This is a genomic window from Mesorhizobium qingshengii (genome assembly GCF_027563465.1).
Lineage (GTDB): Bacteria > Pseudomonadota > Alphaproteobacteria > Rhizobiales > Rhizobiaceae > Mesorhizobium > Mesorhizobium qingshengii_A.
In genome coordinates this window covers 326,412-349,968 of sequence record NZ_JAPFQA010000004.1, presented here as the reverse complement: position 1 = coordinate 349,968, position 23,557 = coordinate 326,412, and the positions used below count along the sequence as shown (strand labels likewise).

The following is a 23,557-nucleotide window of genomic DNA, read 5'->3' as shown; positions in this document are numbered from 1 at the left end:
TGTTTCCGCTCTTTTGGAAATCGCGGCGCAGCACCTGCCGACCTTGTTTGCTCCGGCAGCGACATTGGTTGTCAATCGCCATATGCCGGTCATCGAATCGATCGCGCTGAATGTGATAAATTCAGCCCATGGGCGATTCCCTCAACCTTTCGACTGCTGATCTCGCTGCGCTGGCTTTCTTCCTCGTTGCGTGGGTGCTGCACACGCTTGCCTCCGACGGCAAGCTGGTTAGCCGCGTATCGCTGACGACGGCGATGAATGCGCAACGCGAAGCCTGGATGCGCACCATGGCCGAGCGCGAGATCCGCATCGTCGACACCGCCATCATGAGCGGCCTGCAGCAAGGTACCGCGTTCTTCGCCTCCAGCTCGCTGATCGCGCTCGGCGGTTGCTTTGCCTTGCTCGGTGCGTCCGACCGGGTTCTTGAAGTGCTCAGCACCTTGCCCCTGGGTGGCGCGCCATCGCGCGCGGCCTTTCAGATAAAGGTGTTCGGACTGGTGCTGATCCTGGCGTTTTCCTTCTTCAAATTCGGCTGGGCCTACCGGCTGTTCAACTATTGCACGATCCTGATCGGCGCCGTGCCGATCCCGCACGGTGAAGCCTCGCGCAACCCGGTCACCGAGACGGCGGTGTGGCGTGCGGCGCAGATGAACATGCTGGCCGGCAAGCATTTCAACTCCGGCCTGCGTGGCGTGTTCTTCTCGATCGGCTATCTCGGCTGGTTCGTCGACCCGGCGGTGTTCGTGCTGTCGACGCTTCTGCTGCTGGCCGTCCTGGTGCGGCGCCAGTTCTTCTCGGCGGCGCGGCGCGCCGTGATCGGTCAGCCGCCCGGCGCCGGGAACGGCTGGTCGATCCGGCCCGACAGCCAATAAGCGAAGAGGCCGATCCATTCACGGATCGCCACGGTGGTCGCTTGCAGCGAATCAGCCGGGTTGTCGCGGAACAGGCCAATGCCTTCCCGCCCCGAAGTGCGATAGTCGACCGGCCAGGGAAGTGTCGCAAAACCGGCCTTGTCGAACAGCGCCTTGGCGCGCGGCATATGGAAGGCCGAGGTCACCAGCAGCCAGGTTTCCCCGGGCTTCGGCGTTATCAACGCCTTGGTGAAGACAGCATTTTCGTAGGTGTTGCGGGATTTGTTCTCCAGGATCAGCCGCTCTGGTGACACGCCAAGCGCGCCGAGCAATCGGGGTGCCGTATCGGCGTCGCCCTCGCCTTCCAGGAACAGCTCGCCGGTGCCGCCGGAAACGACCACCTTGGCCGTGGGAAAGCGTCGGGCGAGGATTGCCGTCTCGACCATGCGGTCACCGCCGGCATTCAGCTCGTAGCCGCCACGTGCCAGGTTGATGACGCCTTCCAGGCCACCGCCGAGCACGACGATGCCGTCGACCTTCTCCGGCAGCGGCGGGCGCGGAAAACGCTGCTCGAGCGGGTTGAGCATCATGGCGCCGAGTGACGACCATGCCGACAGCGCAAGGATCAGAAACGCCAGCACGCTGCCGGTGGCGGCCAGTCGCCGCCGGCCGATCACCGCGGCGATCAGCCCCGCCAGCAGCAGGAAGATCGTCAGGTTGAGCGGTTGGATGAAGAACCAGAAGATCTTGGAAAGATAGAAGAACATCCCTCACCTCATTACAGCGCCGCGCATCCTTTGGACGCGCAAAGGACGCTGTAACGCTTTAATCTTTGCGGATGATCCTTTCCAAAATCGATTCCGATTTTCGGGGTCATGCGCTAGATGAGAAACGACCCTACCACCATTTCTGCGGCTGGAACGTGCCGGCCGCCTGCTCGATGACGGCAGCGGTCTGGAACAGCGTTTCCTCATCGAACGGCCGGCCAATCAACTGCAGGCCGAGCGGCAGCCCCTTGGCGTCGAGCCCGGCGGGCACGGCGATGCCCGGCAGGCCCGCCATGTTCACGGTGACAGTGAAGATGTCGTTCAGGTACATCTTGACCGGATCGGCGGCCATATCCTCGTCGGCGATGCCGAAGGCGGCCGACGGTGTTGCCGGGGTCAGGATGACGTCGACGCCGGCGGCGAAGACATTCTCGAAATCCCGCTTGATCAGATTGCGCACCTTCTGCGCCTGCAGATAGTAAGCGTCGTAATAGCCGGCCGACAGCACATAGGTGCCGATCATGATGCGGCGCTTGACCTCGCGGCCGAAACCGGCGGCGCGGGTCTTCTCGTACATGTCGACGATGTCCTTGCCCGGCACGCGCAACCCGTAACGGACGCCATCATAGCGGGCGAGGTTGGACGAAGCCTCGGCGGGCGCCACGATGTAATAGGCCGGCAGCGCGTATTTGGTATGCGGCAGCGAGATGTCGACGATCTCGGCGCCGGCATCCCTGAGCCAGGCAATGCCCTTCTGCCACAACGCCTCGATCTCTTCGGGCATGCCGTCGACGCGGTATTCCTTGGGAATGCCGACCTTCATGCCCTTGATCGGCTTGCCGATCGCTGCCTCATAGTCCGGCACCGGCCTGTCGACCGACGTCGTGTCCTTCGCATCGACGGACGCCATCGATCCGAGCAGGATCGCGGCATCGCGCACGTCGCGGGCGATCGGTCCGGCCTGATCGAGCGACGAGGCGAAGGCGACGATGCCCCAGCGCGAGCAGCGGCCATAGGTCGGCTTGATGCCGACGGTGCCGGTGAAGGCGGCAGGCTGGCGGATCGAGCCGCCGGTATCGGTCGCCGTCGCGCCGGCGCACAGAAAGGCCGAGACAGCGGTCGCCGAACCGCCGGAAGAACCACCCGGCACCAGCTGCGCATTGTCCAGGGTACGTGCGGTCTTGGTGCCGCCGGCGGAGACGAAGCCGCCGTCGCCCTGATGCGTTGTCGGCATCACCACCGTATCGAGGCGCGATCGCCGCCAAGGGTTGATGACCGGCCCATAGTAGGAAGTCTCGTTGGACGAGCCCATGGCGAATTCGTCCATGTTGAGCTTGCCCAGCATGACCGCGCCGTCGGCCCACAGATTGGCGGTAACGGTCGATTCGTAGCGCGGCTTGAAGCCGTCGAGCACATGGCTGCAGGCCTGGGTGTGGACGCCTTCGGTACCGAATAGGTCCTTGATGCCGAGCGGAATGCCTTCCAGCGCCCGGCCCTCGCCCTTGACCAGCCTGGCGTCGGAGGCCCTGGCCATGTCGCGCGCCTTGTCGCCGGTCACCGCGACATAGGCATTGAGCGCCGGATTGGCACGATCGATGGCCGCGAGATAGGCCTCGGTGATCTCGGTCGCGGTAATTTCCTTGCCGCGCAGCCTGGCGCGGGCCTGGGAGATCGTCAGTTGGGTCAGGTCGCTCATCAAAGGCTCTTTTCGTAAAAAACCGACCACTCGGAATCGGGATAATCCAGCACCGGGCCGCAGCGCGAAAATCCGGCACGTTCGTAGACGGTCCAGGCAGCGGGATGACGATCGCCGGTTTCCAGCACCAGGCGCTTCAGGCCCTCGTCGCGCGCCAGCGCCTCGACCCGTTCGACGATCCTGGCGCCGATCTTGCGGCCGCGATGCGAAGGCCGCGTGTACATCCGCTTGACCTCGCCGACGCCGCCATCATGGCGCTTCAGCGCACCGCAGCCGATGGCCAGGCCATTGTCGCGGGCTATGAAAACGGTCGTATCCTCACCGGCCATCTGCTCGACCGTCATGTGGTAGCAGTGCTCCGGCGGCGTCAGTTCGAGCAACGTTTCGTTGAGTTCCTCGACCAGGCCGCGCACCTCGTCCTGCAGCGGCGTTTCGATGGCGATCTCGATTGCCATGGGCCGGCTACTCCACGACCTTCGGCACGAGGAAGAAATTCTCTTCGGTCGCCGGTGCGTTGGCGACGATATCCGCCGCCTTGTTGCCGTCGGTGACGACGTCCTGGCGCTTCTTCATCTCCATCGGCGTCACCGAGGTCATCGGCTCGACACCGGAAACATCGACCTCGTTCAGCTGCGAGACGAAGCCCAGTATGGCATTCAACTCGCCGGTCATGCGTTCGGCATCTTCTTCGCTCACCGCGATACGGGCGAGACGCGCAACGCGCTTCACAGTCTGAAGGTCAACGGACATGTTTTTGCCTCGGGGAAAACCAGTTCGGGCTATAGCGGCGCGGCGCGCGGTGCGCAACATGCATCGTGCCGGGGGGCGCTGGCGACCTTATTCGGTCAACATCGTCACGGAAGGGCAATGCCTTCACACAAATAGTAGCTGCCGCTGTTGCCGCTTGCCTCGCTCTCGTCGTCGACGGGCCGGACCGACACGAGATCGAGCTGCGTCGCGCTCATCCGCGTCACCGAGAGGACATCGGGAAAGACATATCCCGGTTCCTGGCAGATCGCCGTCACCGCCCAGCTTGGCGAAATCGTCGCCTTGCTGATCTGCACGAACTCGCAATTGTATTCGACGCCCTGCAGCCCGTGTGCCGAAAGCACGATGTTGCCGGCGTCGATCAGCGTCTGCAACGTATCCTTTTTGGCCTGTGCGCAAAGCTCCTCGGACTGAAGATAGACTCCGTCGATGAAGTCATCCGCGGCGAGCGCGGGCGACGCCGCGACAAACATGGACACGCAAAGAGATTGCCTCAAGGACATGGTTTCATTCCGCTTTCTCTATTTCTAAAGCGTGATCGTCTCGCCGATCTTTGGCAATGCCACCTTCACACCGGATCCTTCCAGGCCTGCCTCGAATTTCTCGGCGGTCGGATCGATCATCGGAAACGTGCCGAAGTGACAAGGGATGACCGTTTCAAACTTGAAGAAGCGGCGGCAGGCAAGAGCTGCCACCGCGCCACCCATGGTGAAGCGGTCGCCGATCGGCACGATGCCGATCTTTGGTTCGTGCAACTCGTTGATCAGCGCCATGTCGGAAAAAATGTCGGTGTCACCCATGTGGTAGAGCGTCCTGTCTTCCGGGAAATGCAGGACAAGGCCGCCCGGATTGCCGAGATAGGTGTTCAGGCCGCCCTCGTCCGGAAACGAGGATGAGTGCAGCGCCTGGACGAACGTGGTGGTGAACCCGCCGCAATCGACGGTGCCGCCAATGTTGCCGGGGTTGATCTTCTTGTCGCTGACGCCCTTGCCGACCAGATACATGCAGATCTCGAAATTGGCGACCAGCTGGGCGCCGCTCTTGCCGAGCACTTCCACCGCGCCGCTGATATGGTCGCTGTGTCCATGCGTCAGCAGCACGTGCGTCACTCCCTCAGCCAGCCCTTCCCAGCCCCCCGTCCAGGAGGGATTGCCGATCAGGTAGGGATCGATGAGAATCTTTGCATCAGCGGTTTCGATGCGGAAGGCCGAGTGGCCGTACCAGGTCAGTTTCATGAATGCATTCCTCGATTTTTGCCTTGCCAGAGGATAGAACGCCGATAGCCCTGAGATCAAAGGGTTACTGTGTCCGTCGCCCGTTTGAGAGAACGCGCGGCGTCGAGAGGCAAAGGACAGCCGTTGGGCGTTATCAGCATCGAGGAATTGCCGGCGCGGCTTGCCGGCGGCAAAACGCTGGCGGGACTTGATCTCGGCGACAAGACGATCGGCGTCGCGGTTTCGGACCAGAGGTTTTCCTTCGCCCATCCGCGCCCGGTCATCCTGCGAAGGAAGTTCTCGCTCGACGCCGCCGTGCTGCTGGCCTTGCTGCGCAAGGAGAATGTCGGCGCCGTGGCGATCGGACTGCCGATCAACATGGACGGGTCGGAAGGGCCGCGCGCGCAGAAATCGCGCGCCTTCGTCCGCAACATGGCACAGATGAGCGATCTGCCCTTCGTGCTCTGGGATGAAAGACTATCGACGGTCGCGGCCGAAAGAACGCTGATCGAGATGGATTTCTCGCGCCGCAAGCGCGCCGGAAAGATCGATTCGGCGGCGGCGGCCTTTATTCTGCAGGGAGTTCTGGACCGGCTTCAGTCGCTCGGTGCGTCTGCTCGAACGGAACCCGAGCCGCCCAGCGCTGCTTGATCCAGCCGGCGATTTCGCGGCGACGGCGGAACGCCCACAGCGCCATCAGCAGAAGCCCGTCGAAGATGCACGTCTTTGCCACCATGCCGGGGATAATAGCTGGATCGATGCCGAGCATCTGACCATAGAGCTGGAAGAAGAAGTCGTGCATCTGCCGGCTGAACATGACGTAGCCGAAATTGATGTCGTTGGCCGACAGATAGAACCAGCCCCAGAAGATCGCCATCGGCGCCGCCCACAATGCGAAGACGTAACGCATCAGCGGCCTCCCTTCGGATTCGACCCTGTCCGGCCAGAAATGAGTGAAAGCAGCGAGTTGTGCGCAGCCGCCTTTGCCATGCCGTGGGCGACGGCGCGGATCTCGCCCTCGCCCGAAGCGGCTGCCGCGACCGCGGACCGTCGTTCGGTGAGCATGGCGACATAGGACGCCAGAAGCGCGGCCAACTGCACGGCGACAGCCATGAGCAGCCCATTGATGCCTTGCGCGGCGCCGCCGATGACGATCAGCGACAACACGCCTGAGGCTGAGATGAAGGCGATGCGGGCAATGCTGTCGGCGCCCGCGCTGGTCGCGTCGTTGATCAGGGTTTCGACAAAGGCCCAGAAAAACAGCACCGCCACGACAAGCAATGCGGTGGCGAGTGGCGCCACCACGATGACGTTGTCGAGATCGACGAAGCGAGTCCCCTCAACGGTGGCACCCAGCACGCCAAGCGCCGCCGCCACACCGCGATTTCCGTCGATGCAGATGAGCGCGAGCAGGCCGAAAACGATCGCCCAGTGCAAGGCCAGAAAAGAGCTCAGTACGTGTCGCATCGGCGTTCCTGCTTCGCGGAGCAAAGGATGGCCAATTTGAACCATTCCGTGCTCTCGCCAGACAGTGGGCTTTGCCGCCCGTCGCCGCAACGGAAACCATTTGTTAAGGTTAACGGCCATCCACAGGGTGTTGCGAAGACGCCGGCGAGCACCTTGAATCAGGACGGTGTACCGGTTTCGCGCGACGTTCGTGGCTCAGTTCACCGGCGGATAGAGCGTGTCGATGATCATGCGCGCATCGTGGCGCGAATCGAGCATGCCATAGGTGTTGCGCCACTGACCGGCCAAGCGCGTCTCGACGAAGGCATCCGCGATTCGCCCTGCTCCCAGCCGGCGCAATTCCGCCGCCGCCGCCGACAGGGCCAGTTGTTCGGTGAGCAGCCGGGCCGAACCCTCGTCGGTCGCAGCGACCTGCATCGCCGCCTTCAGCACGCCGATCGTGCCGCGTCCGCCAGCGCCGAGATCGCGGTCGATGCCGGCCAGCACATCCTCGAACAAACCAGGCGCGCGGCCGAGCACGCGCAGCACATCGAGCGCCATGACATTGCCCGACCCTTCCCAGATCGCGTTGACCGGAGCTTCGCGATAGTAGCGGGCGAGCGGCGCCTCCTCGACATAACCATTGCCGCCGAGACACTCCATCGCCTCATAGAGCAGCGGCGGCGAGATCTTGCAGACCCAGTATTTGACGACCGGCGTCATGGCACGGGCAAACGCGGCCTCGCCGCGATCGCTTGCCGCTTCGTCGAAGGAACGCGCCAGCCGGAACGACAGCGCCGTGGCGGCGGCGACATCGAGCGCCATGTCGGCCAGAACGCGCTGCATCAGCGGCTGCTCGATCAGCGTTGAGCCGAACACCTGGCGATGGCGGGCGTGATGAACGGCCTCGGCCAGGCCGGCGCGCATGATCGCGGAAGACGCCACCGCGCAGTCGAGCCGTGTCAGCGTCACCATGTCCATGATCGTCTTCACGCCGGCGCCTGGTTCGCCGACCATCTCGCCGATGGCGTTGACGAATTCCACCTCGGAGGAAGCGTTGGAACGATTGCCGAGCTTGTCCTTCAGCCGCTGAAAGCGAAAGCCGTTGCCTGATCCATCGCCGAGAATGCGCGGCACGAGGAAGCAAGACAGCCCCTCCGGCGCCTGTCCAAGCACAAGGAAGGCGTCCGACATCGGCGCCGACATGAACCATTTGTGTCCGGTCAGGCGATAGAACCCGCTGCCGGCTCGTTCCGCCCTTGTCACATTGGCGCGCACATCCGTGCCGCCCTGTTTCTCGGTCATGCCCATGCCGAGCGTCAGCCCCGCCTTCTCGACCGGCGGCTTCTGGCTCTGGTCATATTTGCGCGTCGTCACGCGCGGCGCCCATTCGCGAAACAGTTTCGGGCTAGCCATCAACGCCGCCAGCGAAGCGCTGGTCATGGTGATCGGGCAAAGATGCCCGGTCTCCAGTTCGGCGGTCAGGTAGAACCGGGCGGCCCGAACCTGATGGCGGCGGCCGATCTCGGCGTCACCATTTTCCCAAACCGAGGAATGCAGCCCGTTCGCCACCGAGCGGCGCATCAAGGCGTGATAGGCGGGATGGAACTCGACCAGGTCGATGCGCCGTCCCTGGCGGTCATGCGTCCTGAGCTTCGGCGTCTCGACATTGGCGAGGCGGGCCAGTTCCTGCGCCTCCTGCGTCAACACGAAACGGCCAAGCCCGTCGAGATCCTTGCGCACCGGATCGGAAAAACGCTCGGCAAGCTGGATCAGCAACGGATCGCCTCGCCAGGCGTTGCCGCCCGTCAGCGGCGGCGGCTGGTTCGTCACGTCGTCGGTCACGCCCAATCCTTTTATCCGTAGAAAGGCCTTATCGTCGGAAAGCCACGAATCCGAGGCCATCGGCTAGATATAGCCAAGCGTTGCCGCGCGCGCGACGAAAATACCGGGGAGAAAGGCTTCAATCCAAAGCTGGCGCTTGCGGGCGCAAAATCCGCGCCCTATAGCAGCGCCTTGAGATGACCGACGCTTCGTCCCTGCCGCTCTACCCCCACCGCCATCTTCTGGGCATCCGCGACCTTTCCCCCGCCGATATCGAGCTTCTGCTCGACAGGGCGGATCGAGCGGTCGCGATCTCGCGGCAGTCCGAGAAGAAAACCTCGACGCTGCGCGGCCGCACCCAGATCAATCTCTTCTATGAGGCTTCGACGCGTACGCAGTCGTCATTCGAACTCGCCGGAAAACGGCTCGGCGCCGATGTGATGAACATGTCGGTGGCAAGCTCCTCGGTGAAGAAGGGTGAAACGCTCATCGACACGGCGATGACGCTGAACGCCATGCGGCCAGATATCCTGATCATCCGCCACCAGTCGGCGGGTGCTGCCGCCCTTCTGGCGCAGAAGGTCGGCTGCTCCGTGGTCAATGCCGGCGACGGCGCGCATGAACACCCCACACAGGCGCTGCTCGATGCGCTGACCATCCGCCGCGCCAAGGGCCCGCTGTCGAAGCTGATCGTGGCGATCTGCGGCGACATCCTGCATTCGCGCGTCGCACGTTCGAACATCATGCTGCTCAATGCGCTTGGCGCACAGGTGCGTGTCGTCGCGCCTTCGACGCTTCTGCCCTCCGGCATCGACAAGATGGGCGTCATCGTCACACGCTCGATGGCCGATGGCCTCAAGGGCGCCGACGTGGTGATGATGTTGCGCCTGCAGCGCGAGCGGATGGAAGGCGCCTTCGTGCCTTCGGTGCGCGAATACTTCCGTTATTTCGGCCTCGATGCCGAAAAGCTGAAGGCTGCCAAGGACGATGCAATGGTGATGCATCCCGGGCCTATGAACCGTGGCGTCGAGATCGCCTCGGAAATCGCCGACGGCCCGCAAAGCGTCATCCAGGAACAGGTGGAGATGGGCGTCGCCGTGCGCATGGCGGTGATGGAAGCGCTGCTCGACCCGCGCCGCAACCACGAGGGCCGCGGCGCATGAGCATAACGGTCTTTGAGCGCGCCCGCATCGTCGACCCCTCGCGCGGCATCGACGAGGTTGGCACCGTCATTGTCGACGGCAGAAAAATCGTCGCTGCCGGCAAGGCGGCGCTGAACCAGGGCGCCCCCGAGGGAGCCGCCGTCGTCGACTGTGCCGGCAAGGCGATCATTCCAGGCCTGTTCGATGGCCGCGTCTTCATTGGCGAACCGGGCGGCGAGCATCGCGAAACCATCGCTTCGGCGAGTGTCGCGGCGGCGGCCGGCGGCGTCACCTCCATCGTCATGATGCCGGATACCGATCCGGTAATCGACAATGTGGCGCTGGTTGAGTTCGTGCTGCGCACGGCCAAGGACACGGCGATCGTCAACGTCTTTCCGGCTGCGGCGATCACCAAGGGCCTCGACGGTCGCGAGATGACTGAGTTCGGCCTGCTGCGCGAGGCCGGCGCTGTCGCCTTCACAGACGGCCGTCACACCATCGGCAGTGCGCTGGTGATGCGCCGTGCGTTGACCTATGCGCGCGATTTCGGCGCCACCATCGTGCATGAGACGCAGGATGCCGACCTTGCTTCATCAGGTGTCATGAACGAAGGCCTCTATGCCAGCTGGCTCGGTCTTTCCGGCATTCCGCGTGAAGCCGAATCCATCCCGCTGGAGCGCGATCTGGCGCTGGCGCGGCTGACGCGCGGCTCCTACCACGCGGCAAAGATATCGACGGCGATGGCGGTGGACGCCGTGAAGAGAGCGAAGACCGACGGCGCAACCGTGACATCGGGCGTGTCGATCCACAATCTGTCGCTCAATGAAAACGACGTCGGCGAGTACCGCACCTTCTTCCGCCTGACGCCGCCGCTGCGCGCCGAGGAAGACCGGCTGGCGATGATCGAGGCGGTCAGGGACGGCACAGTCGACATCATCGTCTCCTCGCATGACCCGCAGGACGTCGACACCAAGCGCCTGCCCTTTGCCGACGCGGCGGCCGGCGCCATCGGGCTGGAAACCCTGCTGGGCGCGGCCTTGCGGCTCTACCACAATGGCGATGTGCCATTGCTCAGACTGATCGAGACCTTGTCCACCGCGCCGGCAAAACTGTTCGGACTGGCCGGCGGAACGCTGAGACCAGGGGCAATCGCCGATCTTGCACTGGTCGATCTGGACGAACCCTGGATCGTCAGCGAAAGTGGCATCCGCTCACGCTCGAAAAACACCTGTTTCGAAGGTGCGCGACTGCAGGGCAAGGTCTTGCAAACGCTAGTTGCGGGCCGCACAGTGTACTCGGCATAGACCGGGAACGGGGCGTCGAACCTGATCCGGTTGGCCAGGGGAAATGCGGGGGAAACAATGACTTACAGCCTGATCCTAGCATTGGTGTTCGGCTATCTCCTGGGCTCGATCCCGTTTGGGCTCCTGCTGACGCGCGCCGCCGGCCTGGGCGACGTGCGCAAGATCGGCTCCGGCAATATCGGCGCCACCAATGTGCTACGCACCGGCAACAAGGGGCTTGCCGCCGCGACGCTGCTTCTCGACGCGCTGAAGGGCACCGCCGCCGTGCTGATTGCAGGCCATTTCGCGCCTGACCTGGCGATCTGGGCCGGCCTTGGCGCCTTTCTCGGCCATCTCTTCCCGGCATGGCTGGGCTTCAAGGGCGGCAAGGGTGTCGCCACCTATCTCGGCGTCCTGGCCGGCCTTGCCTGGCAGGTGGCGCTGATCTTCGCCGTCGTCTGGCTGGTGATGGCATACCTCTTCCGCTACTCCTCGCTGGCGGCACTGACGGCGGCCGTCGTCGTGCCGATCGCGCTTTATCTCCTGAGCACGCCGCGGATTGCCGGCCTGTTCGTGGTGATGAGCATCATCGTCTTCATCAAGCATCGGGCCAACATTTCACGCCTGCTTGCCGGCGCGGAGGGCAAGATCGGAGCCAAGGGGTGAGCGATTGCGCCACCGGGGTGAGCGAGCCGTCCGCCGGGCCGCGCCTCAGCGACCGGCAGCGGCTGAGCTGGCTGCGGCTGATCCGCACCCAGAATGTTGGCCCCGCCTCCTTTCGCGACCTGATCAACCGCTTTGGTTCGGCCGAGGTGGCCCTGGAAATACTGCCGGAACTGATGATTTCCGGTGGTGCCAGCAGGATCGCCCGCATCACTCCAGTTGCCGAAGCCGAAGCGGAGCTGGAGGCAGCGCGGCGGGCGGGCGCACGCTTTGTCGGCATTGGCGAGCCAGACTATCCGCCGCTGCTGCGCAGCATGGACAATCCGCCGCCGCTGCTGGCGATCAAGGGCAATGCGGCCGTGTTCCGGCTGCCCGGAGTCGCCATCGTCGGTGCGCGCAACGCATCGCTGGCCGGCATCAAGATGGCGCGCATGCTGGCGGCGGATCTCGGCCGCGACGGCTACTCGATCGTCTCCGGCCTGGCGCGCGGCATCGACACGGCGGCGCATCAGGGCAGCCTCTCGACCGGCACGATCGGAGTGCTGGCGGGAGGTCTCGACCTGCCCTACCCGCCCGAGAATGCCGGCCTGTGCGAGGATATTGCCGAGCGCGGCGCCATCATCTCGGAGATGCCGTTCGGCTGGCAGCCGCGCGCCCAGGATTTTCCGCGCCGCAACCGCCTTGTTGCCGGTGCCGCCCTTGGGCTGGTCGTGGTCGAGGCAGCACAACGTTCCGGTTCGCTGATCAGCGCCAGGCTTGCCGGCGAGATGGGCCGGCTGGTCTTCGCCGTGCCCGGTTCACCGCTCGATCCGCGCGCCGCCGGCACCAACGGCCTGCTCAAGGACGGCGCCACGCTGGTTACCGAAGCGTCCGACATTTCCAGGGCGATCGCCCCACTGACCGGCATGCGGGCGCCGGAAGTGCCGCCATTTGAGGAGCCGCCCGACTTCTCGGCCGCAACGCCACCCGGTGAGAGCGACCGCGCCAAGGTGATCGAGGCGCTCGGCCCGACGCCGGTCCCGGTCGACGAGATCATCCGCCACACCGGCCTGCACCCGGCCCAGGTCTTCATGGTTCTGCTCGAACTCGACCTCGCCGGCCGGCTGGAGCGCCATGCCGGCGGCAATGTCTCGCTGATTTTTGGAAGCTCTTCCGTCTGACGTGCTGGCGGCCGGGATTCTGCCACAGAAGATCGTTGCCGGCGTGCTGGTCGACCCCGCTGAACAGGCCCAGCTCATGGTAGTTTAGGAACGAGCGGGGACGAGAAGTATGAACGCATCGATCGACGAGCCAAGAACCACCTACGTCGTGAGCAGTTCTAGAAGCCGGGTTGGCGCGGTGCTGACCACTGTCTAGCCTTGGAACAGAATCAAATCAGAATTTATAAGCGATCCCGATCCGGAGCTCGTTGGTCTTGACGTGTTCGTGCTCTTCCCAGCCCGGGTCAGTGTTGTCGGTGACAGTCGTGACCTTCCCGAAATCTGTATAACGATATTCGGCCTGACCGACCCAGTTTTTGTTGAAAGCGTAGGCGACGCCAGCGCCGATCGTCCAGCCAGCTCTGACTTCCGACTTGGAATCCGTCGCCGCGCCATCCTCGAACTTCGTGCGAATATCTCCCAGCGCCAAACCACCGGTGACATAGGGCAGCCAATTGTCGAAGGCATAGCCCAAGCGCCCGCGCAATGAGCCTTGGGCGTTGACATGGGTATTGTCATCACTGCCAAACGGCCAGTCCGGATTGTGGCCGACAATTCCGGAGGCCTCGATATCGCCTTCGATGCCGCCGACGATGTTGCCCCATTGCATATTATAGCCGGCAAAAACACCTCCGGTGACTCCACGGACCCTGAAGCTATCCGAGTAATCCGAAGAGCCGTCTGTGAGGTCTTCGTCTTGGATATGGTCTCGGCCCCAAGCGTAACCGATCTGGCCGCCGATATAGGCACCTGTCCAATCATACGTGGAAGCAACCGGAAGCTGATTTACAACATCGGCTGCCATAGCCGACGTAAAAGTGGTGCCCAGAATCGCTGCGGCAAGAATGTATTTCATTGCCTGTCCCCGCGCCATGCGCAAAATCTATACTAGAATATATCAGAAGAATTCCCTTACGGAAGCTAGCTGAAGGGTTCAGGTCCCGTATTTCCCAAAAGTGTTGCAGCGATGCAACTTACACATATTGAGAATGGCCGGCGCCACTCAGTGGGAGGTTGCCTGAATTGGCGCCGGCCAGACGGTCCTGTTTCGGATCCGCCACGCCATCAGCCATATCTGAGTCTTTACGTTACGTCATGTGGAGCATTGGATTGCTCCCGCTATCAATTTGAGGAATATAATCCTCCGTTGTGGCGACGGCTCGGCAGAGGTTGTCATGCCTCAAAAGACCCTCCCCGCAATTGAGAGCATCCGATGTTACCTTACGTCAGGGCTCACGACACCGTGCTGCAACACTGGTCCGGCATGTTCTTTGCGTCAGCTACACGTGGGTGGGCAACGGAGCCGAAACCATGCATCGAGACGACGCAGAACTGTGTGCGCGGGCGAGCGCACGGGGCATTAGGATCTATCAACGTTCAAAAACGGTGTGGATTGCGGAGGGGAGTTATAAAGGCCGCGACTTTGAGGTGAAAGGACGCACTCCGGGACCTACGCTCGTATTGTGGAAGGAAGCCACCCGATACAGAGGTTCAGGAATATAGGTCTGGCCAGCGGCCTGGCCTCTGCCTTCAGTGAATCCATTTTCGCAAAAGATGGCCCGCATCCAAGTCGATCATTCGTGCGATCGGGATATCAAAATACCAGACGGCCGCTGTGATAGAGACGATGGCAATAATCATCGGATAGAACGGGTCGAAGACAAAGTTGAGCGGGTGTCGCCGAACCCTTTGTGGGCGCCTGCGTTCCCTACCGTATTGGAATTCGTCGCTCAATGCTTCGTTCGCCACGTTGCCAACCATCACAGTATGGTAAGCTGCAACAGGTTAAATAATCCCATCAGATGCGCCTAATATAATCCGCGAGGAATACTGGAAGGGCAGCGTGGACAGCGCAAATACCGGCGAAAGCACGTTGGCCCATTTCTACCGCCAGTGCGAATGCTACGCCGGATGCTGTTTCTTGAAACCTGGCTACACGGCCTCGGCTTGCGAATGTGGGTTAGAACGCATCCTTGCCCGCCATGCGCCCCTTCATGATGTCGAGCATGGCGCGAGCTTGTTGGTTTTGCATCATCGGAGCGTTGGTGGCTCCGGCTAGGCCTTGATAGGAGGCCTACCGACTATGCGGCAGCCGCGTTCGCGGAAACGGCACGATCGTCAACAACGGAGCCTTCTGGAATTCTGCGGCCGCTATTTCTTCAATCATCACGTCAAGCCTCGCACAGACGCTCCGGCTCGTTTCGTCTTGGCCGCATAGGCGGTTTTGTGCGCACTCCAAAAGCTCTCGCGCTACAGCGAAATCGCTTTGCATGGCAACACCACGGGTTAGCACGGCACTCGTATCGTCACCCCACTTAGTTGCGCGATTGCTAATATAAATATCGGCAATTTATGGATTGTTTGAAAGAAGCGGCGAGCATCATGAAAGATGGTAGACGCAGATTCCTATCTGGCGCATCGAGCTAACGAGCCCCTGCCGCCCAGCGCCATTCATGCGCCACCGAATCCCCGCCAACAGCTGGAAATCCTCGGGAAAACCCTGGAAGCACTGGTAATTCCGATAAACCTTCACGGCGCATGAGATAACGCCAGATCTAACGCTAACTTATTGATTTTATTGGTGAGCGCGATGGGATTCGAACCCATGACCTACTGATTAAAAGTTCGTCAATAATTCAAAGAAATCAACACGTTACAAAATCGGCCGCGCGAAAATCGCACGGTCCTGTCGCCTCACGATCGGCGGCGCGGCGGCGGTGGCGGCACGATTTGCGGCTGCAATGTCGTCAGTACCTGGTCGAGGCGCCGGTTGATTTCGCGGTTGCCCTCGCGGCCTTCCTCGCGCAGTTCCTTGACGTTGGTTTCGATGCGCGACATGTGGCTGTCGAGGTCGATGCGGCGCACATATTCGTCACGCACGCGGTTGATGCGATCGTGCAGGGCGTCGTCGCCCTTCTGGATCTTGTCGGACGTGGTGCGATGAGACGCTACGATTGCCGACACGATCGCGACGATGGTGCCGGCAGCTCCGAGCAAGGCGAGGATCAACCCGCCGTCCATCAGTGGGCTTTCCAGCCGCAGAGCTTTTCGCCCTTGCGGTTATACGCCAGGAGCGTGCTCGCCTGGGCGTCGGTCAGGGCATCGACGGCGGCGGCCGACAGGCGCGCCGGCCTCGCCACGTCGCAGAAGCTGCCGGAAGTCGCCGGGCAACCGGCGAGCGCCAGCAGCAGCACCAGCGCTACTGCTTTGGGTCCCACGTCTTCAGCTCCTGGCGTACCTTGTCGGCCGGCAGCGCGCCGACCTCGATGTCAACCTTGTCGGCGACGGCGCGGGCCTTGGCCTCCTCGGCCGCTTGCGCCGCCTTCTGGTCGGTCTTGCCCTTGCGATAGAGCCGCCACAGGCCCAACAGCCCGGCCAAGCCGAGCAGCAGGTAGGGCACGGCTTTCTCGATCAGCGGCGCTATGATCGGCACCAGCTGCATGTCAGTGCTCCCAGCCGAAGCGGCGGGCGAGATAGTGCCAGCCTTCGACCACAGCGCCGACTGCCACGCCGGCGCCGGCCTCGATCGCCGCTGCGATGTCCGGGTCGGTCGAGAAGCCGGCGGCATCGTCGGCGCCAAGCAGGCCGCGCGCCACGAGGAAGCCGGCGCCGTAGCGCAGGCCGATGCGGATGATGAGCCCGGTCATGCCTTCCTCCCGTGCAGCCAGACAGCGACGGCGACGACCAGCGCTAGGGCGAGGACGGCGAACAGGAGCCATGCGCCGGTGTGCCAGCCAGCCGCGCCGGCGCCGCCGCCGATGCCGAGCGCGGCGACGATTCCGGCGAACCATTTCTTTTTCGCCGGTGCGGCCGGCCTCGCTTGCGTGCTGTTCGCCACGGGCGGGGCGCTGGGAGCGGGTTTCGCGGCTGGGGCGGTGTCCGAAGTCGTCGGAGCCTGCTCTTGCGCGCTGGCGGGCTTCCCTGCGGGCAGCGCCCATGTGGGCAGCGTCGGGGTGCTGGCGTGGTATGCTTCCAGCGCGATGGCCGCCCACCGGTTGCGGCTGTCATAGTGCTTGACGCCGGCGGCCTCGTAGACCAGCTCGAACGCCTTGACCTTGGCCTGCAGCGTCCTGGCGGCGGCAAGCTTGTCGAGCGCCTTCCGGTAAGGGCCTTTCAGCTCCGAAAACAGGAAGCCGTAGTTGGCCTGGTCGAGGGCCGGGTTGAGATTGACCCGCTTACAATAGGCTTCGAAGGAGCGCCGGCGCGGGCCGGTCCACTGCGCCCAGCCATAGCCGCCGCGCGAGCTGGGCACGGTCGGGCTTTCTTCCTGCAGCGTCGCCAGGCCGCCGCTCTCGTGCCCGAGATTGCCGAGGATCGCCGCCGCGTCATCCACCTGCAGCGGAAAATCCCGCATCAACAGCGCCATGATCCACGGCGCCTTCGAACGAAACAGATCCTGTGCCTTGCCCTTCGCCATGCCTGAAACCTCCTATGGTTGCAGGCAGGGTAAGGCCGACTGTGAATCGTCAACTGCAGTGCATTGTAAGGCTTGCTGGTTAGGCTTAGATGAGAACGTTGGACTGGAGGGGAAATAGATGCAAAGACCAATTTTCTTCTGTCATATCCCAAAGACGGCCGGCACTGTTCTGCGATTGGCCTTCGACCGCTCTTTTGCCCCGGATACCGTATTCCCGACCGAGAAAGCCATCACCGAGAACCAGGGGCAATATCCCGAGACGCAAGATGCAATGGCAATGGTGCGCCAGGAAGTCGAGAAGGTACGCCTTTTCCGAGGGCACTATGCCTTCCCGGCCAGCAGGGCGCTCCGCAATCCCATCGTCGTCATCTTGCTGCGCGAGCCCATTGCGCGCACCAAGTCGCATATCCGGCATGTGGTTCGGAACGGTCAGATCTCGCAGGCCGAAGCCTTTGCTGCGCTGGACGCCGGGCGGCTCCCCGACATCGTCCCCGCCAACCTGATGACCTATATGTTGAGCCATTCAGACACCCCGCGCCTGTCCGAGGCGCTATCGACCGTGGCCGCCGCCGAATACCTGGGGGTCACGGAAAATCTGGGGCCGTTCCTTGAGCGTCTCAAAGCAATCGGCATCGAGGCGCCCAATGAGCAGCACAACGTTGGCGATGACGATATCCGATTTACACCTGATCAGGCGGAAACGATCAGGCGTCACAATGAGACGGACGCCGAACTTTACACCGGGGCGATCGTTGATCTATTCCGCCGCCACGGCTACGCGCCACCTCAACAGAAAAGGATACTGCAATGACCGAAGCCCAAGCCTGGTATAACCCGTTGGAATATTCGCCAAGGCCTGCCAGCCGCAATCTCGGGCTTTCGTCCAACAGTGACCTGGCGGCCCGAGCCTCCTCCGGGGACAAATTTGCCAAAGCCGAACTGGTGCGACGCGCCAGGGTGCACGAAGAGGCATATCAGAATTGGCAAAATACGAACGGCTAGACTTCGGCGATCTCCAGCCAGCTTCCCGTGCCGATCAGGTTAAGGTTGCCGCCCGAATTTTGCTGCACCACCAGTTCGTAATAATCGCCGGGGATGCAATCATCGACCGCTGAAACGTTGAGCTTCGATGTCAGGGTCGGCGCCGCCATGGTGGTCTGCCTGGCTATGACCGTCGTACCGTTTTTGCGAACGTACACATCGCGGTCACCGGTCGCGTTGGCGGCAAATTCGACGGCCCCGCGCACCTGCACACGATAAACATCGGCCGGGACGGTGACCTTGCCCGGCGCGCCGGAAGCATCGTGCCAGTCATTGCCATCGTCGCGGGCTTCAAGATTGAAGTTGGGGATGGTGCCGGCGCCCGTGGCCACCGCAACGTCTGTTGAACGCGTGGCCTTGGCCCCATAGCCGGGCACCTTGATGTGGGTCGCGGCGGCATTGATGCTGCGCGGCGTCGTCACGCTCCGGTAGCTGTTCCTGCCAATCGCGACATACTCAGAGGCAGCACCGACGCGGATGCCTATGTTGCCGGTTTCGAACGTGTTGTCATCGATCCGGCTCCAGCCCTGGCCGCTGACCGCGCCGTCAAGATCGACCATGACGCTGGAGGCCCCGCCCTTGAAGGAGTTGCCGACGATCGAAGACCGCGACATGCCGTACGCCTTGATCAGCGTCGCATCGGTGTCGAGGGAGTAGATATTGTTACCGTGGATCTGGTTGGAAATGATGTTGTAGAGGTCGATGCAGGTGACATAGGAATTGATGTGGCTGTTCGACAGCGTGAACTGAGGCTCACCGCCGATCGAGGGCAACCATTCCACGCCCTTGTTCTGCGCCACCGCCACCATGTTGGAGATATGCAACCCTTCGCAGTCGTTGCCCGCCTTGATGGCGATATCGCCATAGGCAAAATCGACGTTGGTGAACTTGAACGCGGTCGGATCGGTTGTGTTGTCCGTCGATGCCAGCTCGACGTGGGTGCCGATGGTGGCGGCGTTCTGGAACACGCTCTGGATGTTGTCGAAGACCATGCCGCCGCAATCGACGGCATAGATGCCGCGCTGGAACTGTGAGGCCGCAGCCTGGTACGGGCCGATGAAGATGTCCCGCATGAAGGGAACGGTGCGCGTGCGGCCTTCGAGCTGCCCACCCGTGAGGTTGAAGCCGTTCTTGAGGTTCCCAGGCACTGCGTTCGCGGACAGCAGGGAAAGACCTGTTGCGGAGAACATGCCAAAATTCAAACCCGCAACACGGAACCACCAAAGCTGCGTCGGCAGTCCGATCTGCAGGCCGGGAATAGCGCCGTCAGCGACAAGCACAGTGCTGTGCGGGCCATTGCCCCGGATGTTGATGCCGTGATGGCCTGAAACTTGGTTGAAAACCGGGGTGGCCGTGTAGCGGAATACTCCGTCGCCAAGGTTCATGGTCTTGACGGCGTTGGTGTTGATGACCGGCGAAGCGATCCAGTCCATGTAGTCCTGCAGCGCGCCCTTGCAATCGGCCTGGTCGGTGCCCCAATTGGCCTTTGCGCCATCGCGGGCAACGGTCATGAAGTCATAAACATCGGGCGCGCGCCCGAGCTTTTCCTGCAGGTCGCGGCTTACGGATGGCGCGTGCAGCGGAACATAGTTGATGTCGGATGAGGCGATGGCGGTGATGGCGTCATAGGCCGTGTTGCCGGCATTGCGCTTCAGGAAGGTCTTGGCGGCCGGCGCGGGCAAGTTTACCGCCGAGGCTGATGCCGCAGCCGCAGCGGCGGAAGCCGCCGCTTCACCGGCCTTCGTGGTCGCGACGCCGGCCTGCGCGGCGGCGGCGGCCGCGGCCGCCACGGCTTCAGCGGTCGAGCCCTCGATCGTCGCGACATTCTCGCCCGAGCCGACGATGTTGCCGGCCGCGTCGGCCATCATCAGCTCACCGGGCGCGCCGGGCACGATCACGCCAGGATCGCTTCCGAGCTGGGCGGAATAGGCGCGATCGAGATCCCGGCGAACCTCGCTTTCGACGGTCGCCTGTTTCGACAGCTCCTTTTCGAGCTGGTTCGAATCCAGCGTGCCGCCACGCGTCACCGCCACGGAGCGTTCGGCGACGCGGCGCGCCTGGTGATACCAGCTCGTGGTCAACGGCACCAATGCATCGAAGGTGACGGTGAAATAGTCGTAGGCGGCGCTGGGCGTGACCTTGGCGATGGTGCAGGCATCAGTGACATCGGCGAAAACGATATCGCCCACCGCCTTGGCGAAAACTCGCACGTCCTCTGTGTCGAAGATCTTGTAGTTCGACGGGCCGTAGGGGCCGACCGTGCCGTTGCCGGCGGCGACTGCGGATTCTCGGGTTTCGCGCGGCAGAAGATAAGGGGTCGCGGTCATGTGCTGGCCTCATGGTTGAGGCTGCAGGATGATCCGCGTGGGAGCGCGTCAAATGTACGAGGCTACCGCCCGAGCGGCGTCAGCTGGCCGGGCGCGACCATGTAGGGCGTGCCGTTCTTCTTCGCCAGGCCGATCTGCGCCTTGAAGCTCTTGTCGGCCTGCGGGTCGAGCATCCATTGCAGATTGTCGAGCACGAGGCGGTTGTAGACGCCGCGCGTCAGCCAGTGCGAGGCGATCACCGGCGTGTAGCGGCGCAGATATTGCGTCAGCTTGCGGCCCGGATTGGCCTTTTCCATGAAGGTTTTTTCCTTGCCGTGCGAGGTTTCATGCCGCGTCGCGGCCAGCAGCGTGCCGGCGGTCAGGCCCAGCGTGTCGCCGATCGCCGCGACGCCGGGGCCGGCGAGGCTTTCCAGCATCGACTGGCCGAAGCGGTTTTCCGTTGATTTGACGAAATCGCCGAACAGGCCGAAGCCGCCGCCCTGGATGCCGGCGCGAAACCAGAAGCCGGGATTGGTCAGCGGGTTGATATCCTCGGGGTGCTTGAAATCGAGCAGGCTCTTGATCTGCAGATAGGCAGCGCCCCCCAGCGTCAGCATGATCGCCATCGGCGCGAAATAGGCCATGCCGGAGCGGCGCCAGCCGGTGCCGCCACCGCGCGTCGCCGCCATTTCGCCGACCGCTTCCAGCTGCAGGGCGGTGAACGACAGGCCAAAACTCTTGTATTGCAGCAGGAAGTCCAGCAGCTCGCCGCCGACCGTGCCGCGCTCGATCTTGCCGGAGACCAGCGAGCGGGCGTTCGGCGTTCCCGAGGGCACCGAACGTTCCGACCAGCTGTTGATCACTTCGGCCAGCTTTTCCGAGGCGTCGCGATGCGCCAGCGCCCTGGCCTCGGCGGCGATGTCGTGCGGCGCGGCCTGGCGCATGTCGAGATATTGCACGGCGCCGCCGTTCAGCTCGATCTGGCGCGGCGTCACGAAGCCGCCGGGGTCTTTCGCCTGGCGCCAGATGTCCCAATGCGCGGAGGTGACGCCAAAACCTTCCAGCGCCGTGCGAAACCGCCGGTCGAGCTGGCCGAAGGTCTTGGCCGAGTTGTCGGCCACCGTCTTCTGCCACGCGCGCGCCTCGAGCAATTTGCGGCCGACCGTCAGCGGCTGCAGGCCGGAGAAGGTGACGCCGCGATCGGCCACCCAGCGCGACCAGTCGGAACCGACCGCCGGCCCGGCAAAGCGCAGTTCATCGTTCATGACGTGCAGATATTCTTCCCACATCACGCCCGAGCTGATGATTTCCTCTCGCGAACCCTTCGAGATCATCTTGACCATGTCCATGATGGTGCTGGTCACCGGCAGGCCGGCGAGCTTGCGCGCCGCGCGCGCCACGAAAGGATCGGTGGCGGCGGCGAGGATGACGGTGCTGCCCAGCTGGGTGCCGGTCAGCACGTTCTTGATGTTCGACGTGGTGCGCGCTGCCCCGCTCGCCACCTCCGGCCGGCCGCGCAGGGCCTGCCAGAGGCTGTCGAGGCGATATTGCGCCACCGCCGCCTGGCTGTCCCTAAACACGGTGGCGCCCTTGGCCAGAGTCGGCTTGCCGGTTTCCAGCTTGCCGATCTCGTGCGCCACCGCCTGTTTCATGTATTCGACCATGGCGCCGGGGTTCGGCCCGAGCACTTCCATGGCGGCGATGTCGCGCGCCATGCCGTTGATATGGCCGAAAATCGCCTGGATGACGTCGCCCTTGCCGTATTTCTGGTTGTACTCCATCCAGCTGGCGGCGTCGCGGAAGGTGAGGAAACGTTCCTCCTGCCGCTGCGAGGCAATGGCGCCCTGCCCGCGACGCACCAGTGACGGCTGCAAATGGGCGCGGCCGTTCGAAACGATCGATTCCCAGACATGGTCAAGCGCCTGGTCGAGGCCGGCCGCACCCAGCGGCTGGCCGGTCAACGGGTTCTTCATGCGGTTCGGGTCGAGCAGGCCCTTGATTTCCGCTTTCCACGCATCGCGGCCGGCGGCCTTGACCTTCAAGCGATCGTGCGTGTGCGGCAGGCCGAAATTCTCGATCTTGCCGATGGCGCCGCCGGCGGCGTTGAAGCGCTGGCGGAGATCTTCGAACACCTGGCTGATCGACTTCGCCAGAAACTTGGCGGTGGCGTCGTTGGCGGCCTCGCCGTGCAGCTCCTTGATGACGTCGCCCTGCAGTGCCCGGTTGGCGCGCTTGCCCAGCAGGCCCTTGCGCTCGAAGGCGAACATCACCTTGTCGAGGTTCTTCTGCGCGCCGATGATGATGGCCTCGGTCTTGCCGCGCACGCTCGACGCACCACGAAACCCATAGTGCGACAAGAGCCCCATGGCCGCCTCGAACACATTCGGCTTGCCATCGCGGCCGCGATAGTCCTGCAAATAGCCCTTGACGCCCAGGCGGCGGGCCTCGGTCAGGTCGGCTCGGCGGCGCGCCTCGGCGGCTTCCGCCTTCAGCTGGATTTCGAGATCCTTGCGGGCCTTGGCCTTGGCCAGATCGTCGCCCATGGAAAGCCGGTGCTGGGCGAAGCGCTGGTCGAATTCATCGGCGAGGAACGACGCTTCCTCACGGGTGATCGCCTTCTGCTCGACGGCTGAGATCAGGCAATCTTTCAGGCCCATCAAACCGCCTCGTAAGTGGCAGCGAAGATGTCAGCCTTGCAGGGATAGATTTCACCCTTCACGCCGGTAATCAGCATGTCGCCCCGATCGAAGCGCATTGAGCCTTCGAGCGTAGGGACCAGATAGCAATCGTCGTTTTCGTGCGTGATCGGCTGGCCCTTGTAGTCAAACGACCAAGGCATTCCCCGCGTTAGCGGAGCGCCAGCTTGGATGCCATGTGCAACAAGCTCGTTGAACGTGATGGCTTCGATCACCACAGGCTTTTTGCGATATTGTGCCATTG

At 63.0% G+C, this 23,557-nt stretch carries 27 protein-coding genes and 1 tRNA gene; 8 read left to right on the top strand and 20 right to left on the bottom strand.

Annotated elements, in window-relative coordinates; all coding sequences use genetic code 11:
• The first annotated feature begins 128 nt into the window (after window positions 1-128).
• A complete protein-coding gene (locus OOJ09_RS12990; RefSeq protein ID WP_269905596.1) occupies window positions 129-872 on the top strand; it encodes a DUF599 domain-containing protein in 744 nt (247 codons plus the stop codon).
• Here OOJ09_RS12990 and OOJ09_RS12985 read toward each other — a convergent pair.
• The 6 genes from OOJ09_RS12985 to OOJ09_RS12960 form a co-directional block, all read right to left on the bottom strand.
• Complete coding sequence (locus OOJ09_RS12985) at window positions 821-1,618, bottom strand: YdcF family protein (RefSeq protein WP_269905595.1); 798 nt, start codon at window positions 1,616-1,618, stop codon at window positions 821-823. The genes OOJ09_RS12990 and OOJ09_RS12985 overlap by 52 nt on opposite strands.
• A 130-nt stretch (window positions 1,619-1,748) precedes the next feature.
• Complete coding sequence (locus tag OOJ09_RS12980) at window positions 1,749-3,314, bottom strand: amidase (RefSeq protein ID WP_269905594.1); 1,566 nt, start codon at window positions 3,312-3,314, stop codon at window positions 1,749-1,751.
• The gene (locus OOJ09_RS12975; protein ID WP_269905593.1) at window positions 3,314-3,769 is read right to left on the bottom strand and encodes a GNAT family N-acetyltransferase; all 456 of its coding nucleotides are present in this window, start codon (window positions 3,767-3,769) and stop codon (window positions 3,314-3,316) included. Before OOJ09_RS12975 ends, OOJ09_RS12980 begins: the two co-directional genes overlap by 1 nt.
• 7 nt (window positions 3,770-3,776) lie before the next feature.
• Window positions 3,777-4,064 (bottom strand): Asp-tRNA(Asn)/Glu-tRNA(Gln) amidotransferase subunit GatC, encoded by a 288-nt coding sequence (gatC, locus tag OOJ09_RS12970; RefSeq protein ID WP_269905592.1) that lies wholly within the window; start codon window positions 4,062-4,064, stop codon window positions 3,777-3,779.
• Between the two features lie 104 nt (window positions 4,065-4,168).
• The gene (locus OOJ09_RS12965; protein WP_269905591.1) at window positions 4,169-4,585 is read right to left on the bottom strand and encodes a hypothetical protein; all 417 of its coding nucleotides are present in this window, start codon (window positions 4,583-4,585) and stop codon (window positions 4,169-4,171) included.
• Window positions 4,586-4,609: 24 nt separating this feature from the next.
• On the bottom strand, window positions 4,610-5,317 hold the full coding sequence (locus OOJ09_RS12960) for a metal-dependent hydrolase (RefSeq protein WP_269905590.1): 708 nt from the start codon (window positions 5,315-5,317) through the stop codon (window positions 4,610-4,612).
• 123 nt (window positions 5,318-5,440) lie between these two features.
• Between OOJ09_RS12960 and ruvX the strand changes: the two genes are divergently transcribed.
• Window positions 5,441-5,947: a Holliday junction resolvase RuvX gene (gene ruvX / locus OOJ09_RS12955; protein ID WP_269905589.1), complete on the top strand. Its 507-nt coding sequence runs from the start codon at window positions 5,441-5,443 to the stop codon at window positions 5,945-5,947.
• On the opposite strand, the gene OOJ09_RS12950 is transcribed toward ruvX, so the two are convergent.
• From OOJ09_RS12950 to OOJ09_RS12940, 3 genes are all read right to left on the bottom strand, one after another.
• Window positions 5,865-6,206, bottom strand: coding sequence for a DUF6105 family protein (locus OOJ09_RS12950; RefSeq protein ID WP_269905588.1), 342 nt, complete (start codon window positions 6,204-6,206; stop codon window positions 5,865-5,867). The genes ruvX and OOJ09_RS12950 overlap by 83 nt on opposite strands.
• The gene (locus OOJ09_RS12945) at window positions 6,206-6,763 is read right to left on the bottom strand and encodes a hypothetical protein (protein ID WP_269905587.1); all 558 of its coding nucleotides are present in this window, start codon (window positions 6,761-6,763) and stop codon (window positions 6,206-6,208) included. Before OOJ09_RS12945 ends, OOJ09_RS12950 begins: the two co-directional genes overlap by 1 nt.
• A 195-nt stretch (window positions 6,764-6,958) precedes the next feature.
• Entirely contained in the window at window positions 6,959-8,587 is a 1,629-nt protein-coding gene (locus OOJ09_RS12940) for a DNA alkylation response protein (protein ID WP_256752778.1), read from the bottom strand.
• Window positions 8,588-8,763: 176 nt separating this feature from the next.
• Between OOJ09_RS12940 and OOJ09_RS12935 the strand changes: the two genes are divergently transcribed.
• From OOJ09_RS12935 to dprA, 4 genes are read left to right on the top strand one after another with little or no spacing between them, the layout of a single operon-like run.
• Complete coding sequence (locus tag OOJ09_RS12935; protein ID WP_269905586.1) at window positions 8,764-9,729, top strand: aspartate carbamoyltransferase catalytic subunit; 966 nt, start codon at window positions 8,764-8,766, stop codon at window positions 9,727-9,729.
• Window positions 9,726-11,012 carry a dihydroorotase gene (locus tag OOJ09_RS12930; RefSeq protein ID WP_269905585.1) on the top strand — a complete coding sequence of 429 codons (1,287 nt, stop codon included), beginning with the start codon at window positions 9,726-9,728 and terminating at the stop codon, window positions 11,010-11,012. Before OOJ09_RS12935 ends, OOJ09_RS12930 begins: the two co-directional genes overlap by 4 nt.
• A 57-nt stretch (window positions 11,013-11,069) precedes the next feature.
• The gene (gene plsY, locus OOJ09_RS12925) at window positions 11,070-11,657 is read left to right on the top strand and encodes a glycerol-3-phosphate 1-O-acyltransferase PlsY (RefSeq protein ID WP_269905584.1); all 588 of its coding nucleotides are present in this window, start codon (window positions 11,070-11,072) and stop codon (window positions 11,655-11,657) included.
• Between the two features lie 17 nt (window positions 11,658-11,674).
• Window positions 11,675-12,814 carry a DNA-processing protein DprA gene (dprA, locus tag OOJ09_RS12920; protein ID WP_269905653.1) on the top strand — a complete coding sequence of 380 codons (1,140 nt, stop codon included), beginning with the start codon at window positions 11,675-11,677 and terminating at the stop codon, window positions 12,812-12,814.
• Between the two features lie 214 nt (window positions 12,815-13,028).
• Here the strand turns inward: dprA and OOJ09_RS12915 are convergent, their stop codons facing one another.
• The 8 genes from OOJ09_RS12915 to OOJ09_RS12880 form a co-directional block, all read right to left on the bottom strand.
• A complete protein-coding gene (locus OOJ09_RS12915; protein ID WP_269905583.1) occupies window positions 13,029-13,709 on the bottom strand; it encodes an outer membrane protein in 681 nt (226 codons plus the stop codon).
• 674 nt (window positions 13,710-14,383) lie between these two features.
• Window positions 14,384-14,602, bottom strand: coding sequence for a hypothetical protein (locus OOJ09_RS12910; RefSeq protein ID WP_269905582.1), 219 nt, complete (start codon window positions 14,600-14,602; stop codon window positions 14,384-14,386).
• Between the two features lie 834 nt (window positions 14,603-15,436).
• Window positions 15,437-15,525 (bottom strand) — tRNA-OTHER (locus OOJ09_RS12905).
• Window positions 15,526-15,547: 22 nt separating this feature from the next.
• Window positions 15,548-15,874 (bottom strand): hypothetical protein, encoded by a 327-nt coding sequence (locus OOJ09_RS12900; protein ID WP_269905581.1) that lies wholly within the window; start codon window positions 15,872-15,874, stop codon window positions 15,548-15,550.
• Window positions 15,874-16,071 carry a hypothetical protein gene (locus OOJ09_RS12895; RefSeq protein ID WP_269905580.1) on the bottom strand — a complete coding sequence of 66 codons (198 nt, stop codon included), beginning with the start codon at window positions 16,069-16,071 and terminating at the stop codon, window positions 15,874-15,876. The genes OOJ09_RS12900 and OOJ09_RS12895 overlap by 1 nt, the downstream gene beginning before the upstream one ends.
• Window positions 16,053-16,295: an ABC transporter permease gene (locus OOJ09_RS12890; RefSeq protein WP_269905579.1), complete on the bottom strand. Its 243-nt coding sequence runs from the start codon at window positions 16,293-16,295 to the stop codon at window positions 16,053-16,055. The genes OOJ09_RS12895 and OOJ09_RS12890 overlap by 19 nt, the downstream gene beginning before the upstream one ends.
• A 1-nt stretch (window position 16,296) precedes the next feature.
• Complete coding sequence (locus OOJ09_RS12885; RefSeq protein ID WP_269905578.1) at window positions 16,297-16,500, bottom strand: hypothetical protein; 204 nt, start codon at window positions 16,498-16,500, stop codon at window positions 16,297-16,299.
• Window positions 16,497-17,270, bottom strand: a complete 774-nt coding sequence (locus OOJ09_RS12880; protein ID WP_269905577.1) for a phage tail tip lysozyme — start codon at window positions 17,268-17,270, stop codon at window positions 16,497-16,499. The genes OOJ09_RS12885 and OOJ09_RS12880 overlap by 4 nt, the downstream gene beginning before the upstream one ends.
• A 118-nt stretch (window positions 17,271-17,388) precedes the next feature.
• Here OOJ09_RS12880 and OOJ09_RS12875 point away from each other — a divergent pair, with 118 nt between their 5' ends.
• Together OOJ09_RS12875 and OOJ09_RS12870 are read left to right on the top strand one after the other, a co-directional pair.
• Window positions 17,389-18,081, top strand: a complete 693-nt coding sequence (locus OOJ09_RS12875) for a hypothetical protein (protein ID WP_269905576.1) — start codon at window positions 17,389-17,391, stop codon at window positions 18,079-18,081.
• Window positions 18,078-18,272, top strand: a complete 195-nt coding sequence (locus OOJ09_RS12870) for a hypothetical protein (RefSeq protein ID WP_269905575.1) — start codon at window positions 18,078-18,080, stop codon at window positions 18,270-18,272. The genes OOJ09_RS12875 and OOJ09_RS12870 overlap by 4 nt, the downstream gene beginning before the upstream one ends.
• On the opposite strand, the gene OOJ09_RS12865 is transcribed toward OOJ09_RS12870, so the two are convergent.
• From OOJ09_RS12865 to OOJ09_RS12855, 3 genes are all read right to left on the bottom strand, one after another.
• Window positions 18,269-20,638, bottom strand: coding sequence for a hypothetical protein (locus tag OOJ09_RS12865; protein ID WP_269905574.1), 2,370 nt, complete (start codon window positions 20,636-20,638; stop codon window positions 18,269-18,271). The two genes, OOJ09_RS12870 and OOJ09_RS12865, sit on opposite strands and share 4 nt — an antisense overlap.
• A gap of 62 nt (window positions 20,639-20,700) precedes the next feature.
• Entirely contained in the window at window positions 20,701-23,274 is a 2,574-nt protein-coding gene (locus tag OOJ09_RS12860; RefSeq protein ID WP_269905573.1) for a hypothetical protein, read from the bottom strand.
• Window positions 23,274-23,555, bottom strand: coding sequence for a hypothetical protein (locus OOJ09_RS12855; protein WP_269905572.1), 282 nt, complete (start codon window positions 23,553-23,555; stop codon window positions 23,274-23,276). Before OOJ09_RS12855 ends, OOJ09_RS12860 begins: the two co-directional genes overlap by 1 nt.
• Window positions 23,556-23,557: the final 2 nt, after the last annotated feature.

What these genes read in the sequence shown, in the direction of transcription:
- plsY (WP_269905584.1), top strand. Translation starts at nt 11,070, where the DNA reads ATGACTTACAGCCTGATCCTAGCATTGGTGTTCGGCTATCTCCTGGGC.
- OOJ09_RS12980 (WP_269905594.1), bottom strand. Translation starts at nt 3,314, where the DNA reads ATGAGCGACCTGACCCAACTGACGATCTCCCAGGCCCGCGCCAGGCTG.
- OOJ09_RS12950 (WP_269905588.1), bottom strand. Translation starts at nt 6,206, where the DNA reads ATGCGTTACGTCTTCGCATTGTGGGCGGCGCCGATGGCGATCTTCTGG.
- OOJ09_RS12900 (WP_269905581.1), bottom strand. Translation starts at nt 15,874, where the DNA reads ATGGACGGCGGGTTGATCCTCGCCTTGCTCGGAGCTGCCGGCACCATC.
- OOJ09_RS12880 (WP_269905577.1), bottom strand. Translation starts at nt 17,270, where the DNA reads ATGGCGAAGGGCAAGGCACAGGATCTGTTTCGTTCGAAGGCGCCGTGG.
- OOJ09_RS12860 (WP_269905573.1), bottom strand. Translation starts at nt 23,274, where the DNA reads ATGGGCCTGAAAGATTGCCTGATCTCAGCCGTCGAGCAGAAGGCGATC.
- OOJ09_RS12915 (WP_269905583.1), bottom strand. Translation starts at nt 13,709, where the DNA reads ATGAAATACATTCTTGCCGCAGCGATTCTGGGCACCACTTTTACGTCG.
- gatC (WP_269905592.1), bottom strand. Translation starts at nt 4,064, where the DNA reads ATGTCCGTTGACCTTCAGACTGTGAAGCGCGTTGCGCGTCTCGCCCGT.
- OOJ09_RS12855 (WP_269905572.1), bottom strand. Translation starts at nt 23,555, where the DNA reads ATGGCACAATATCGCAAAAAGCCTGTGGTGATCGAAGCCATCACGTTC.
- OOJ09_RS12985 (WP_269905595.1), bottom strand. Translation starts at nt 1,618, where the DNA reads ATGTTCTTCTATCTTTCCAAGATCTTCTGGTTCTTCATCCAACCGCTC.
- OOJ09_RS12945 (WP_269905587.1), bottom strand. Translation starts at nt 6,763, where the DNA reads ATGCGACACGTACTGAGCTCTTTTCTGGCCTTGCACTGGGCGATCGTT.
- OOJ09_RS12930 (WP_269905585.1), top strand. Translation starts at nt 9,726, where the DNA reads ATGAGCATAACGGTCTTTGAGCGCGCCCGCATCGTCGACCCCTCGCGC.
- OOJ09_RS12885 (WP_269905578.1), bottom strand. Translation starts at nt 16,500, where the DNA reads ATGACCGGGCTCATCATCCGCATCGGCCTGCGCTACGGCGCCGGCTTC.
- OOJ09_RS12960 (WP_269905590.1), bottom strand. Translation starts at nt 5,317, where the DNA reads ATGAAACTGACCTGGTACGGCCACTCGGCCTTCCGCATCGAAACCGCT.
- OOJ09_RS12935 (WP_269905586.1), top strand. Translation starts at nt 8,764, where the DNA reads ATGACCGACGCTTCGTCCCTGCCGCTCTACCCCCACCGCCATCTTCTG.
- OOJ09_RS12865 (WP_269905574.1), bottom strand. Translation starts at nt 20,638, where the DNA reads ATGACCGCGACCCCTTATCTTCTGCCGCGCGAAACCCGAGAATCCGCA.
- OOJ09_RS12870 (WP_269905575.1), top strand. Translation starts at nt 18,078, where the DNA reads ATGACCGAAGCCCAAGCCTGGTATAACCCGTTGGAATATTCGCCAAGG.
- OOJ09_RS12975 (WP_269905593.1), bottom strand. Translation starts at nt 3,769, where the DNA reads ATGGCAATCGAGATCGCCATCGAAACGCCGCTGCAGGACGAGGTGCGC.
- OOJ09_RS12890 (WP_269905579.1), bottom strand. Translation starts at nt 16,295, where the DNA reads ATGCAGCTGGTGCCGATCATAGCGCCGCTGATCGAGAAAGCCGTGCCC.
- OOJ09_RS12990 (WP_269905596.1), top strand. Translation starts at nt 129, where the DNA reads ATGGGCGATTCCCTCAACCTTTCGACTGCTGATCTCGCTGCGCTGGCT.
- OOJ09_RS12965 (WP_269905591.1), bottom strand. Translation starts at nt 4,585, where the DNA reads ATGTCCTTGAGGCAATCTCTTTGCGTGTCCATGTTTGTCGCGGCGTCG.
- OOJ09_RS12875 (WP_269905576.1), top strand. Translation starts at nt 17,389, where the DNA reads ATGCAAAGACCAATTTTCTTCTGTCATATCCCAAAGACGGCCGGCACT.